Genomic DNA, 14,219 nt, shown 5'->3' with positions numbered 1-14,219 from the left:
TCGTGAGGTCTTAAAACTATTAAATGAAAAGTGAATTATTTTTCTTCTAGTGTGTCTTTAATTACTAATTCTAACGGAGAAGCAATGGATTCTTCAACTTTTTCTCCTTTTAAATGATTGATGGCAGCTTCAACCGCTAAATGTCCCATTTCTTTAGGTTGTTGAGCGATCGTTGCAGCCAACTCACCTTCTTTGACCGCTTCCAAGCCATCGTCATTGCCATCAAATCCTATCACGAGAATTTCTTCTTCTAAACCAGCAGCTTTAATAGCTTCAATAGCCCCTAAAGCCATTTCATCATTTTGAGCAAAGACAGCTTGAACATCAGGGTGTGCTTGAAGAAGATTTTCCATAACAGTTAATCCTTCTGAACGGTTAAAGTTAGCAGATTGACTAGCGATAAGCTCTAATTGATCTTTGGCTCCTTCTTCAAAACCTTCCCCTCTTTCGTTTGTTGCAGAAGCGCCTGGAACACCTTCTAATTGAATAACTTTCGCACCTTTTCCAATCTTTTCAATAATGAATTCAGCAGCCATCTTACCGCCATCTAAGTTATTAGAGGCTACTAATGAAACAACTTCACCTTCTGCAGCGTTTCTGTCAATGGTAATAACAGGAATTTTTGCTTCATTAGCATTTTTAATAGCTGGGACTATAGCATCGGAATCAACGGGATTAATGAGTAAAATATCTACTCCTTGAGTGATTAAGTCATCCAGTCCATTAAGCTGTGTTGTTGCATCATCTTGTGCGTCAACAATTTTAACAGTGGCTCCCATTTCTTTTGCAGCCTCTTCAACACCTTCTTGTAAATCGACGAAGAAGGGATTATTGGTAGTGGAAATTGCTAGACCTATTGTATATTCTTCTTCTGCCTTAACCTGTAGGTTAGCAGTTAAACTTGATAGAACAAGTGGTAAAATAGCGAACAAGGCGATAGTAATTTTTTTTATAGATTTCATTTGAATGCTCCTTTTATATAGTTATTTTTCTTTTCGATCTAATAGAACAGCGATTAATATAACGATACCTTGAACAATTTGTTGATAAAAACTAGATACTCCAAGTAAGTTTAAACCATTATTCAACGTACCAATGATTAAAGCGCCGACTAAGGTTCCAATGATGCGGCCATGACCTCCAGCCATACTTGTACCACCAATGACAACAGCAGCGATGGCATCCATTTCATAAGCGACTCCAGCAGTTGGTTGCGCTGAGTTTAATCGTGAAGTTAAGATTAAACCTGCAGTGGCAGCCAAAGCCCCGGAGATAGTGTAGACAATAAGTTTAACTCGATGACTATTAATTCCAGCAATATAAGCCGCTTTTTCATTTCCTCCAACGGAAAAAGTTTTCCGTCCAAATGTTGTGCGATGCAAAAGCATGTAGAGAATGCCAAAAACAACCAACATTAGAAGAACCGGCACTGGAATTTTCCATAAATACCCCCTTCCAATGGATTCAAAAAATTGCCCCCCTTCAAATTTAGTGAGAGGATTTCCTCCCGTTAGTACCAAAGTTAATCCGCGATAGATAGTCATAGTTGAAAGGGTAGCAATAAATGGAACAACCCTCCCCTTAGTTATAATTAATCCATTAATTGCTCCTAAAAGTCCCCCAAGTAAGACCCCAATTAAAACAGCAAGTATAGGGCTCATACCATACATCATTAAGTATGCGACTATCGCGCTTGACAAAGCTAAGACAGAGCCGACCGACAAGTCAATCCCCCCAGTGATAATGACAAAGGTCATACCGAATGCTATAAAGGCATTAATTGAGACTTGTCTAAGCAAATTAAGTAAATTATTTATTTTAATAAAATTTGGATTTAAGAGGGTAACGAGAACAAACAAAACAATTAAGGCCAATACTGGACCTAATCTTCTTAAATCAAATTGCTTTTTCGATGATTTCTTTTCAACTGTATCCATTATTTTCCTCCTGTAGCTAAAGTCATGATGCGTTCTTCCGATAATTCTTCATGGGACAGACAGCCATTCAGTTTTCCTTCATGAATAACAAGTACACGGTCACTGACTCCAATTATTTCAGGTAAATCACTTGATACCATTATGATACCAACACCTCGATCGGTTAATTCACGCATCAACAAGTATATTTCTCGTTTAGCACCGATATCCACTCCACGGGTAGGTTCATCCAAAATTAAAATTTGAGTTCCAGCAGCAATCCATTTGGCTAAGACCACTTTTTGCTGATTCCCACCAGATAGGGAAGTCACTGGTAGATGCATATCCATTGTCTTTATAGCCAAACGTTCGATGAGTAACTGCACAAAATCTTCTTCTTCCTTGGTGTGAATTAAACCGTTTTTAGAAAATTCTTTAAAAGCAGTGATTCCAATATTTTCTTTAATCGAAAAGTCTAAAATAAGGCCTTCCTCTTTACGGTTTTCAGTTAAGTAACCAATTCCTTGTTTAATAGCATGAAGTGGTGAAGAGAGAAGCACAGGCTGATTATTAATTTTAATAGTTCCGCGCTCAATCGGAAGCAAGCCGAAGATAGCCGACATAATTTCTGTACGTCCTGCTCCCATCAGTCCAGACACACCGAGTATTTCCCCTTGTTTCAAAGTGAAAGAGATATCCTCAAATTTTTCACTCACCGTTAGCTTGTTAACTTCTAAAAGTGTACGGCCAACTTCTGAACGTTTACTCGGATAGTAATCCCCAATGTCTCGACCCACCATTGCACGAACAATTTCTTTCTCATCCGTGTTGGTAACATCTTTAGTCATAATCGAAATGCCATCGCGCATGACAGTGATACGGTCGCTTATTTGAAATATTTCCTTCAAGCGGTGCGAGATGTATACAATTGCGACTCCTTGTTGCTTAAGTTTTTGGATTATAGAAAAGAGTGTATCAATTTCATGGTCTGACAAAGCAGCTGTCGGTTCATCCATGATAATAACAGAAGCATCGTTCATCAGTGTTTTGGCAATTTCAATTAGTTGTTGTTGACCGATACTGAGTGTTCCCATCAAGGCATCAAGATCAATCTGAATACCTAATTCTTGCAAAATAGTTTTAGCTTTTAATTTCATGGTAGCTTGGTCACAGAAAAGGCCATATTTGGTAAGCTCTTTCCCCATAAACATGTTTTCTAAGACGGTCATCTTTGGCCAAGTTATCAATTCTTGATGAATAAAGCTAACGCCATTATTTTCAGCATCTTTGGGATTATCAAACAATGATTCTTTTCCATTAATGGTAATCTTTCCTTGGTCAGCTGATAATAGACCGGTTAAAATGTTCATTAAAGTTGATTTTCCAGCTCCATTTTCACCCATTAGTGAATGGACTTCTCCACTTCTTAAGTCGAAGTTTACTCCTCTTAAGACTTGGTTGGCTGCAAACTGTTTATGGATATTAGTCATTTGAATTTCCATAATACTCCCCCCTAGAAAATGACGCCTGATTGCAAAATAATATTTGCATAAGGAGTCGCCTCACCTGTTCTTATGATCGCTTTGCTTTTATGGGTCTGCTTCTTGAATGAGTCATGATCTATAAATTGAATCTCAATAAGTGGATTTACTAATTGCTGGATTTCAGCTAGCAAATTCGGATTATATTGTTTGATTTCTTCGGCGAGAATAATCCGTTCAATTTTCATATCACTCATTACTGTTTTTAAAACACTGATAAAATCAGGCTCACCTAAGCGAATAGCTAAATCAATTTTTTCTACATGCGTTGTGATAGGAAGACCACAATCTGCAATTGTTAGTTGATCAGTATGGCCCATATCGGATAAAACTTTGGAGATATGACTATTTAATATCCCATGTTTTTTCAAAATATACACTCTCCTTCATTTGTTTGATAGTAGGCATTCCTTTTTGAGCCCCTTCTTTTCCGATTGATAGGGCGGCGGCTAAGTTGGCAAAACGAATTGCTTCTTCGAGTTCGAACTGGTTGCCAATAGCAAAGGCGAGCGCACCATTGAATGTATCACCAGCCCCAGTAGTATCTACAATTTGATCAACTTTATAGGAAGGGACTTCAATAAGTTCATGTCCATTATGAAAGACGGCCCCTTGAGCTCCTAAGGTTACAATCATTTTGTTCGGATATTGAGCCAGAACTTCTGCCATTTCTTGATCTGGGAACATTAAGCGAAATTCATGTTCATTAGGTGTGATGTAATCGATAGCTGCCATCAATTGTGGATTAAATGAGCGAGCGGGCGCAGGGTTATATATTATTTGACAAGAGGCATCAGCCATTTGTTGTATAAGGGTTTCAACCGTTTCGATGGGACTTTCATTTTGGATTAGAATTAAATCACAGGTAGTGAGAAATGCTTGCTCTTTTAGAACTTGTTCGCTTGAATAAGCATCATTAGCTCCCGCTACATAAATGATCGTATTTTCGCCTTCAACAACATTAATAATGGCAGAACCTGAAGGAAGCTGCTTCTTTGTTTTAATGTGTGAAACTTCAATCCGATTATTTTGCAAATTGGCTATTAAACTTTCACCGAATCTATCAGCTCCCACTGCTCCTAACATATAAGTTTCTGCACCCAGTCGGCTGGTTGCAACGGCTTGATTAGCTCCTTTGCCACCAAAATAAGTTTCAAAGTATTCCCCAAAAATAGTCTCTCCAGCTTGGGGTCTTCGTTTAGAAGTCACCACAAAATCAGTAGATATACTTCCAATGACTGCAATTTTTACCATTATTTTACCTCCCTTAAAGAATTTCTTTTTAATAATCGCGGTTTGACTTGGATGATTTTAGACATTTCAGGATCTATTTGTTGGTTAATAATAGCTAGTAACAATTCTGTTCCCTGATAACCTATTTTATAAGCCGGTTGTTCAATGGTAGTTAAACTCGGATGGGCATAGGCTCCAAAGACAATTCCATCATACCCAATGATTTGGACATCTTCTGGGATAATAGAACCTAATTGATTCCAAGCTTGGATAAGGGCTAAAGCATAGATATCATTAGGAGCAATCACCGTATCAATATTGGGATAGTCACGAATAATCTCCTTGGCAACTTGATCTGCAAATTCTGTCTGGAAGGACGGAGTAGAATATATCTGATAGTCGATTTTATATTGATCAAATACAGACTGTATTCCTTGCAAACGCATTTTAGACACTTGAATATCCATTGGACCCGTCATAATCAGAATAGAGCCATGATTAGTTTCAAGAATAGTTTGTCCAATGAGTTCTCCGCCATAAAAATCATCAGAGATTACTGCAAACTGGTCTTGATCATTCATCCGGTCTAATGAGACGGTTGGAACGTCCTCAGGTGTGTCTAGATGAGTCCCATCAATTTTGATTAATCCAGCGACTTTATATTGTTTAAAAAAATTAAGATAGTTCTCACCAATCGTTTCTTGGCCTTCGGTATTGCCTAATAAAAGCATATAGCCGTGTTGCAAGGCACATTGTTCGACTCCCTTGATTAAAGAAGGAAAATAAGGGTTAGTAATATCCGGAACCAATAAACCAAGAATTTTCATCGACTGTTTATTTAAAGATCTAGCAATTTCATTAGGGATATAATCTAATTTTTTAATCGCCGAAAGAATCTTGTGTTTGGATTGTTCGCTCACATAACCACTGTTATTCATCAGGCGCGAAACAGTTGCGACTGAAACGCCTGCTTCATTTGCCACATCACGAATTGTTACCAAAAACTTCACACCTCCATGTGTAACCGTTTACACACATTATTATATTAATTTTTTTTAGTTTGTCAAGAAGAAAGGTTTAATGAGTTTTTGTATTATCTAAAGCCCCTAATTCGCAATTCAATTAGGAGCTTAAAAAAGTGAAACGTCTCAAACTTACTCAAGCGTTATAATCCTACCGATTAAAAACGAAGGAAGCTGTATTTCAACCTATTTTAACAACCCATATTGTTTCAATGAATGAATTAAAGGACGCACTCTAAGGGACACGACTAATAAGTGTCTCAGAAGCCGTTAAAAAATTTAGACGTAAACTATTTAATATTTTCTTACTTCTTTGTATGGAACGAGATTTGCACGGGGGGGTAAAATTTAGAGCATTCTTTTTTATAAAAACTCTTGACTCTCTAAAGTAAGAATAATAAACTATTATCGACGATACCGTCGGTATATAAAAAAAGGGGGGGTTGCATGTGCTCGGCTAGGCGATTAAAGCCAGAAGAAAGAAAAAATGAAATTAAAGAAGCAGCCAGAAAAGTATTTGTTAGTAAAGGGTTCGCTAATACTACGATGGAAGATATTATTAACGAAACGACCATGTCTAAAGGAGGCTTCTATCATTATTATAAAAGCACCATTGATATTCTTCATGACCTAATGGTTGATGGGATACATTATAGAAATGAAGTAATCAAATCCAACTTAAGTGAGTTCAAGCAAGGGTATGAAATAGAGTTTATAGCAAAACAACTTGTCGAAAAAATACTGGATGATAATTTATATATGGAAATTTATGTCCAATTTTTAATTGAAAAAAAGAGAAGCAAAAAGCTCAATAGTATCTTTAACCAGTTAAAAGCACAAAGTAGGGAAGAATTTAGTCAGCTTCAAAGGAATGTTCCAGAATTTTTATTGAATGATGCACTCTATGATTTTGTGACAGATTTTATTAATTCAATGATTTTAGGGGCAGATATTTTAGAAGCTAGAGATAATTTTAAAAAAAATAAAGAAATTATAGAAAAAATGTTTGTAGCACTTTTCAAAGAAGGGAGAAAACAAAATGGAAAAAACAATGAAAGAAAGACTTTTAACGGATAATCTTGTTCGACTTATGTTTCATCAGGCTGTTCCAGCTGTACTCGGTATGCTCGTTATCGGACTGTTTCCTTTGATGGATGGAATTTTTGCTGGAAATATTTTAGGAGAAGCTGCCATGACGGCTTGCTCTGTTTCTGCGCCGATTACTTTTGTAAATAATGGCGTATCGACATTGATTGGAATAGGGAGTGCTTCTATTTTATCAAGAGCCTTAGGAGAAGGTGATCAGGAGAAAATCGATAAGATAATGGGGAACTTAGTTTATTGGGTAATTGTATTATCACTTTTGATTACAGTATTTGGAATCTTTTTATCTCCTTATTTTTTAGATTTATTAGGAGCAAGTGGAGCAATCAAAGAGCTAGGTCTTCGATACGTGAGAATTATTTTCGCAGGGTCATTTTTTATCAATTATGTTCAATCATCTAATATGGTCATGCGAGGCGAAGGCCAAGTAAAAAAGGCTATGCTGATAATGGGGCTTGGAGCAATTCTCAATATAATTCTTGACCCTATTTTCATGATTGCGATGGGAGAATATGGAATAGAAGGAGCAGCCTTAGCTACAATCTTGGCTCAATCTGTTCAAGCAGGGTTTACCTTGTATTATTTCCGTTATAAGAGTGATGTTGTAAAGATAGGAAAAATCAAAAAGGCTAATGAACTTTCTAAAGAAATGGTGGGGGTAGGTATTTCAGCTATGCTCATGCAGATTTTATTTATGGTTCAACAAAGCTTGTTATATCGACAAGCCTTTCAATATGGAAGTGATGAGTGGGCAACACTAATGGCTGCGACCTTGAGGTTTTATGGCTTCTCATTTATTCCACTTTGGGGTATGAGTCAAGCCCTTCAACCTATTATAGGGGCTAATTTTGGAGCGAAGCAGTATGCAAGAGTTAAAGAAACGATGAAGATTTTTATCCTATCAGGTACTATATTATCTTTAGTGTTCTACCTACCGGCACAATTTTTCCCTGCAAGAATATTTGGTTTATTTAACGTGAGCGAAGAAATTATCCAACGTGGAGTGGGGCATTTTAGACTGTTTTTCTCAGTATATATACTTTATGCAGCTATGAATATGGCAATCACATTTTTCCAATCGATTGGCAATGGTAAAAAAGCTGGGATTATTGTTCTGTTAAGACAACTTATTTTATTCGTACCAGCTTTGCTTATCTTACCTGGAATATTTGGAAGTGGGGCTGTTTGGTGGGCAGAAGCACTAGTTGATTTGATTGTAATTCTTATTGCTTTAGCCATGATGGTCCAAGAAATAAAAGCTTTTAAGCAAGCGGAATTCATTTAATTTTTAGTGCCTATCAACCAATAGCGGAGGAAGGAGAAGGCAACTCATTTCTTTAAGAGTTTATCTATATTACAAGAATGGTTACGTCTCTACAAAAAAGCTAAATGTTACTGCTAAAATGGAAATAATCATTAAAAGCCAATCTTTGCATAATTTTTTTGTTATATATGACGGATTATGGCAAGCAGTACTTAGAAAGAAATTTTAGCTCAGGTTTCACTACTCACTATAGATGAATAATTCTTGTGAAAGAAACCCATTTAGAAAGAAATTTAAAAGCAAAAGAATATCCGTAATACGATCAAGCACTTGTCTCTTAGAGATAAGTGCTTTTGATTATAATAGTTTTTAGTCATCGAGGCTTATGGTAAATTAAACTGGAAGGATTAGTGATAATAATGACGGTAATGAAGACTATAAGATGGATAGAAACAGAGGGTGGCTATTCGTTTAAAAATAAGACTACTTTAAAAGGGCAGCTATTACTTACAAAAATATTGAAACCATTGGGAGTCTTTCCGCTAATAAAGGATGGTCTAAAGAATTCAATCTTCTTTCATGGAATAAGTGTCCTGCTAAATAGGGCCTTGGAGATTGTTTACCTGATCATGATAAGATGGGCAAAGGAGTTACTTTAACGGATGAGGAAGTCAAGCAATTATGAGTTATTAAAAACAATGGAATCTTAACCGGTTAAAGGGTATTTTTAATCAGTGAAGGGCACTCTTTTTTAGGCGTAATGTTTAATGGAGCCAACAGTTAGGAGGCTTCGTTTCTAATCCTAATCAATTTACCTTTGAAGGGGAAATTTCAGGACTGAAATTAGCTACTTTTAAATTCTCAATGCCAGCAATAGGTCGTGGCTTGTTCACTAGCTCTCTTTCCCTGACATGAAATAAGTTCTAAGATCTTGAGACGATTAGGATCGGCGATTGCTTTTAGTAATAAACTAAGTTCTTCTCAATTCATTTACATTCTCCTATATAGACGGCTATCTATCTATGGCTTCGTTTTACTCCTCATAGCTTGTAAGTCAAAAAATAGAGTTTAAGCAGCAGGAGCGTCTTTTATATCGGTCATTCCGAAGTTAGATTCTCTAAATATTAACTATGAATAGCTAAGACTTTAAAGCGTTTTTTTGATAAAATTAATGAGACAAATCAATTGGAGTGAAAATATTGGAAAAAATGAATCGAGCGATTGCAAAGCTGATTTTATCGTTCAAAGAGCTAAATGGTATCGGCAATAAATCAATACTTAAACGATTAAAAGAAAATACAAACATCTTGCAGGTGGATAGTTTTAAGACACTAGCTTTTTAACCAATTAAATATACCGATGCTTAATAAAGCTTTAAATTGAACAAATAAAAATTGGGAGACTATCTATCAAGCATGCGATTAGATACACACCTATTAGCATTTTCGACTATAGTGAACGTTTAGGAGAAGCCTTTCGATTAAAGCAAAGTTTCAGTGGAAATGTAAAATATATCGATAAACAATCTGCCCTTCCTATATTCCGAGAGGAAAGTGTAAGACAGTTCAACTTATTAATGGAAGAGTCTAGAGAAAAAAGTTGAAAGATTATCTATTGAAAGAAAGGAGCATGAAAAGACAAAAGCAGGAGTGGAACAAGCTGATTTATTTGAAGAGATAAGCTATGAATTATAATGCATTGTTAGAAAACCATCACTTTGTTTTTGGAGGAATAGTGTATCCTACTAGAACCAAAGCCTATGCTGGAACTTTTTCATTTTATAGGAGGACAATAGGTTACAAAGTTTTACTAAAAAGCCTAAATAATAGAAAGATTACAAACGGCCATTCACTAACCCCACCTATAACCACTAAAAAAAGGGAGTGAATTTCATGAGAATTTAGCAATCTAATTAAGGAGCTGATTTATATGAATGAATGAGAATTAACTTTAAAAACAAATCAATTAGTAGAAATTTATTCTGAATTTAGTAACAAAAATGAAGAATATTTTTCACTTGGATACTTAATTGCAATTGAAGACGACTTCTCAACTCTAATTTCAATTAATGAATATGGAATGATTGAGAGTTTTCAATATAGGAAAAATGCATTTATATCCAATATCGTTTCTTCAACTTGCTATCTTAAAAATTTTAAAAAAATAATTGATTATAATAAATCAATTAATCTTTACGACCCATATTCACTGACCAAAGATTATGAACAACAATTTCAAGGAAAAGACCCAATCAATGAGCCTATCTTAGTGAATAAACAAGTATCAATTATAACTACCGAGAATGATTTTATACTTCAAGGTAGGATTATAGAAAAAACCAAGGAATCATTTGTTCTTTCTTCTTCAACAATCGATGATTTGACTGAAAATCAGTTATACGAAATCAAACATGAAGACATTGTCCTAATTGATTTGTTAAGTATTGATAACAAATTAATTGAACAAATAAAATAAATACAAGTCCTTGAATAAATACAATAGTGCCAACACATCAATAACTAAAAAAACAGGAGGAATTACATGTTAAAATTTTCGCATGCCATCGTTAGAACACCTAGTCAATCAATGTTAGAAGGTATTACGACTGGAATGTTCTCTAAAGAGCAACCAGTTTATGAAGATGCCTTGGTGCAACACGCTAACTATGTCAAAGCATTGGAAGAATTAGGAGTAAAAGTCACTGCTTTAGAGCCTTTAGAAGAATACCCTGATTCTTGTTTTGTTGAAGATCCAGCTGTGGTTATGGCAGAGTTTGCGATTGTGACTAATTCACCCAAAGAATCGCGTAATGGAGAAAAATATGAAATGAAAAAAGTACTTAAGGATTTCTATAAAGAAGATCAAATCATTTACATTGAGGCACCCGGAACTATGGAGGGTGGAGATGTGATGCTAGTAGATAAGCATTTTTATGTGGGCTTATCCGATCGAACTAATCAAGAAGGGGCTAAACAATTTGACCAAATTGTGCGCCAGTTTGGCTATACTTCTTCAACGGTGCCGGTCACAGAAGGACTGCACTTAAAAGACTTTGTTATTTATTTAGAAAATAACAATATGTTAGTTAGTTCGGTGATGAATAAGGTCGAGGATTTCCAAAAATATAAGCGATATGTGGTTGAAGCGGAAGAACTCTATGCCATCAACAGTCTTTATATCAATGGGACGGTGCTGGTTCCTGAAGGTCACCCTAAAACACAAGCACATATTGAAAGTTTAGGTTATCCTGTAAAAGTAGTAAATACTGATGAATTTAAGAAAATTGACGGTAGCTTAACGTGTTTATCTTTAAGATTTTAAGCTAATTAAAAAAGAGTCCTGCTCAATGTACCGACCCCCTAAAACCTTGTTCGGGTTTAAGGGGTCAGTACAATTGAGCTGGCTTTTTTATTCAATCACATTCTTGTTTAAAATTAATTTTTGAGCTAAGACCACCCAAGCGAAACTAATCATCCAGCCGCCTATAATATCCGAAGGGAAATGTACTCCTAGATAAACGCGGGAATAACCAACTAGAAAAGTATAAATTAAACCTAAAGTTAAAATTTTATAAAAGTGCTTGCTACGCCAACATAAGACCATTATGGCAAAGACAGCGGTAGAACTAATCATAGCATGACCAGATGGGAAAGAATAAAAGTTTTCTTCAACTAAAAGATTGAGCAAATCTGGTCGGTCTCTTTGGAAAATCAACTTTAGAATTGTATTAATAACCAAAGTTCCCGGAATAGCTATCAATAGGAAGTGCATTTTATTAAAGGCTCTTTTTTTAAAAAGCATTAAAAGGATGATGGCGAAAAAAATTAAGACTGGTATGGCACTTGAAGAGTGGGTAATAAAGAGCATGATTTTGTCCATCAAGGGATTTTGAAGGTCGCGTACCCAGCTTTGAATGGGAGTATCGAAAGTTACCAATTCATTTTTTTTAATTTCTAAACCTAAATGGACAAAAAGTGTGGTCAGTATGGTGAAGATAAAATAAGCACTAGTAATTTTACCAATAATTTTTTTGGTCATAAGGGCATCCTTTCTATTGAATACTTATAAATATTAACTATATAAAATCTTGTCAAAAACAACAAGTCTTAAGATGAAAAATGGGTAAATTTTACAAACAAAGTCAATTTTGATAGTATAAAAGCCCTGTTTTAAAATAAATTTAGGAGGAATGATTTGAAAAAGTTAAAAGAAATTTCAGTATATCATGCATCGCTTATAACGTCATTTTTATTAGTTATTTTAGGTATTTTTATTCCTAATGAATTAAGTGTTGGAACACAAATTTTAAAAGATCAGGTGGCAAACAATTTTGGTTGGCTTTATCTTCTACTCATTCCACTAATATTATTAGTTTGTATTTATTTCATACTTAGTCCCTTAGGCCAGATTCGTTTAGGAGAACCCGACTCAAAACCTGAATATTCGACCACTTCTTGGGTAGCTATGATGTTTTCCGCTGGTATGGGAATTGGGCTTGTTTTTTACGGAGCGGCAGAACCTTTGTCACACTTTGCTATTTCGACTCCGATTGCTCCAGCAGGAAGTCAAGAAGCGTTAGCGGATGCCTTTCGCTTTACTTTTTTCCATTGGGGGATACATGGTTGGGCGATCTATGGTGTGGTAGCACTTGCCCTAGCTTACTTTGGTTTTCGTAAGCAAGAAAACTACCTATTATCTCATACTTTAAAACCTTTACTAGGAAATAAAGCAACGGGCTGGATCGGAACAGTAGTGGATACAATAACGATTGTTGCCACTGTTATTGGGGTCGCAACTACTATTGGTTTTGGCGCAGCCCAAATTAATGGAGGGTTAAATTATTTGTTTAATATCTCTATTTCTAATAGTGTCCAAATTATTATTATAATTATCACAACGATCTTATTTATACTTTCTGCTATTTCAGGTTTAGGAAAAGGGGTTAAAATTCTTTCCAATTTAAACCTGCTTTTAGCGGGCTGTCTATTAGCCATTGTCGCTATTGTAGGCCCGACTGTCGGTGTTTTAAACACATTTACAGAATCATTGGGTAATTATTTACAAAATTTTATTGAAATGAGTTTTCGATCAGCCGCTTTTGATAGGGATAAGAGGGAGTGGATTAATACTTGGACTTTGTTTTATTGGGCATGGTGGACTTCATGGTCGCCCTTCGTGGGGATTTTTATAGCCCGTATTTCGCGCGGACGCACCATACGTGAGTTTTTAACGGTGGTACTTCTACTTCCTACGCTATTAAGTTTTATTTGGTTCTCTACTTTTGGAACTTTAGCAGCCAATGTTCAAATGAATATAGCCGACTTAACAGCTTTTGAACCCGAACAGTTGCTATTTGCAACCTTTAACTATTATCCTTTAAGCGGCCTTCTTTCTTTAGTGGCGATTATTCTTGTTGTCTCATTTTTTATTACGTCAGCGGACTCAGCGACTTTTGTTTTGGCCATGTTGTCGGAAGAAGGTAATATCAAGCCTAATAATAGAACTAAGATTACTTGGGGATTTACACTTTCAATTATTGCGGTTGTCTTACTATTGTCTGGCGGTTTACTAGCTATTCAAAATGTCTTAATAATCGTTTCCTTACCCTTTGTTTTCATTCTTATTTTAGTTATTTTATCCCTCATCAAAGAATTGAATCATGAACAAAGAGAAATGGGCTTAACCATTACACCAGACCGATTACCTAATTCAAACGATCCCTTTAAATCTTATGAAGATTAAGTGGGCGACTTATTTAAACTTCCTGTATCAGCAGGAGGTTTTTTTAAGCCGTCTGGTTTGCCACCGAATATGGATAAGAGGATGCTTTTAATAGAGAAGGAGGGGGTTAAATGGAATATAGTCGTGAAGAAAAAGATTTTGTAATTAGTTATTTAAAAGATCCGAATAGCTATCAAGATGCTTTTAAAAAAGAATTGCAAGCTTTTATAGAACTTACAGAGATCGGTGACTTATATATCAACACTTTATTACAGGAAATGCTTCAAGAAGATATGCTTCAACTGAATGACCCGCCCTATACGGAATTTAAATATAAAGGATTAAAATTATTTTTATCCTAACTGTTTAAAATTTTAACAAATGTATTTATAGCAACCCTAAGGACGTTTTTACGAGT

General features: G+C 35.5%; 14 protein-coding genes and 1 pseudogene. 8 read left to right on the top strand and 7 right to left on the bottom strand.

All coding sequences use genetic code 11. The annotated features are described in order from the left end of the window. Positions 1-35: 35 nt before the first annotated feature. From rbsB to ACQV2O_RS02870, 6 genes are read right to left on the bottom strand one after another with little or no spacing between them, the layout of a single operon-like run. Positions 36-962: a ribose ABC transporter substrate-binding protein RbsB gene (gene rbsB / locus ACQV2O_RS02895; protein WP_428874935.1), complete on the bottom strand. Its 927-nt coding sequence runs from the start codon at positions 960-962 to the stop codon at positions 36-38. Between the two features lie 21 nt (positions 963-983). After that, positions 984-1,937, bottom strand: coding sequence for an ABC transporter permease (locus ACQV2O_RS02890; RefSeq protein ID WP_428874934.1), 954 nt, complete (start codon positions 1,935-1,937; stop codon positions 984-986). Further along, a complete protein-coding gene (locus tag ACQV2O_RS02885; RefSeq protein ID WP_428874933.1) occupies positions 1,937-3,418 on the bottom strand; it encodes a sugar ABC transporter ATP-binding protein in 1,482 nt (493 codons plus the stop codon). The genes ACQV2O_RS02890 and ACQV2O_RS02885 overlap by 1 nt, the downstream gene beginning before the upstream one ends. A gap of 11 nt (positions 3,419-3,429) precedes the next feature. Continuing rightward, entirely contained in the window at positions 3,430-3,828 is a 399-nt protein-coding gene (gene rbsD, locus ACQV2O_RS02880) for a D-ribose pyranase (protein WP_428874053.1), read from the bottom strand. Next, positions 3,803-4,711 carry a ribokinase gene (rbsK, locus tag ACQV2O_RS02875; RefSeq protein ID WP_428874932.1) on the bottom strand — a complete coding sequence of 303 codons (909 nt, stop codon included), beginning with the start codon at positions 4,709-4,711 and terminating at the stop codon, positions 3,803-3,805. Before rbsK ends, rbsD begins: the two co-directional genes overlap by 26 nt. Next, the gene (locus ACQV2O_RS02870; RefSeq protein ID WP_428874931.1) at positions 4,711-5,691 is read right to left on the bottom strand and encodes a LacI family DNA-binding transcriptional regulator; all 981 of its coding nucleotides are present in this window, start codon (positions 5,689-5,691) and stop codon (positions 4,711-4,713) included. The genes rbsK and ACQV2O_RS02870 overlap by 1 nt, the downstream gene beginning before the upstream one ends. 468 nt (positions 5,692-6,159) lie before the next feature. On the opposite strand from ACQV2O_RS02870, the gene ACQV2O_RS02865 reads away from it, so the two are divergent. The 6 genes and pseudogenes from ACQV2O_RS02865 to ACQV2O_RS02840 all read left to right on the top strand — a co-directional run bounded on the left by ACQV2O_RS02865 (position 6,160) and on the right by ACQV2O_RS02840 (position 11,401). After that, positions 6,160-6,789, top strand: a complete 630-nt coding sequence (locus ACQV2O_RS02865; protein ID WP_428874056.1) for a TetR/AcrR family transcriptional regulator — start codon at positions 6,160-6,162, stop codon at positions 6,787-6,789. Continuing rightward, complete coding sequence (locus ACQV2O_RS02860) at positions 6,752-8,101, top strand: MATE family efflux transporter (RefSeq protein ID WP_428874930.1); 1,350 nt, start codon at positions 6,752-6,754, stop codon at positions 8,099-8,101. The genes ACQV2O_RS02865 and ACQV2O_RS02860 overlap by 38 nt, the downstream gene beginning before the upstream one ends. A gap of 481 nt (positions 8,102-8,582) precedes the next feature. Beyond that, a pseudogene (locus ACQV2O_RS02855) lies at positions 8,583-8,765 on the top strand (YdbC family protein). Between the two features lie 514 nt (positions 8,766-9,279). After that, positions 9,280-9,423, top strand: a complete 144-nt coding sequence (locus tag ACQV2O_RS02850) for a hypothetical protein (protein WP_428874058.1) — start codon at positions 9,280-9,282, stop codon at positions 9,421-9,423. Positions 9,424-10,159: 736 nt separating this feature from the next. Further along, entirely contained in the window at positions 10,160-10,555 is a 396-nt protein-coding gene (locus tag ACQV2O_RS02845) for a hypothetical protein (protein WP_428874929.1), read from the top strand. A 66-nt stretch (positions 10,556-10,621) separates the two neighbouring features. After that, the gene (locus tag ACQV2O_RS02840; protein WP_428874928.1) at positions 10,622-11,401 is read left to right on the top strand and encodes a dimethylarginine dimethylaminohydrolase family protein; all 780 of its coding nucleotides are present in this window, start codon (positions 10,622-10,624) and stop codon (positions 11,399-11,401) included. Between the two features lie 87 nt (positions 11,402-11,488). Here the strand turns inward: ACQV2O_RS02840 and ACQV2O_RS02835 are convergent, their stop codons facing one another. Beyond that, positions 11,489-12,118 carry a phosphatase PAP2 family protein gene (locus tag ACQV2O_RS02835; RefSeq protein WP_428874061.1) on the bottom strand — a complete coding sequence of 210 codons (630 nt, stop codon included), beginning with the start codon at positions 12,116-12,118 and terminating at the stop codon, positions 11,489-11,491. 156 nt (positions 12,119-12,274) lie between these two features. Here ACQV2O_RS02835 and ACQV2O_RS02830 point away from each other — a divergent pair, with 156 nt between their 5' ends. Further along, entirely contained in the window at positions 12,275-13,822 is a 1,548-nt protein-coding gene (locus tag ACQV2O_RS02830; RefSeq protein ID WP_428874927.1) for a BCCT family transporter, read from the top strand. A 110-nt stretch (positions 13,823-13,932) separates the two neighbouring features. Then, on the top strand, positions 13,933-14,163 hold the full coding sequence (locus ACQV2O_RS02825; RefSeq protein ID WP_428874063.1) for a hypothetical protein: 231 nt from the start codon (positions 13,933-13,935) through the stop codon (positions 14,161-14,163). The last annotated feature ends 56 nt before the right edge of the window (positions 14,164-14,219 follow it).

Origin of the sequence: Facklamia sp. P13055, assembly GCF_050409445.1 — a bacterium.
Taxonomy (GTDB): Bacteria; Bacillota; Bacilli; order Lactobacillales; family Aerococcaceae; genus Facklamia.
The sequence above is the reverse complement of the archived record's forward strand: the minus strand, read 5'-3'. Positions and strand labels throughout refer to the sequence as shown.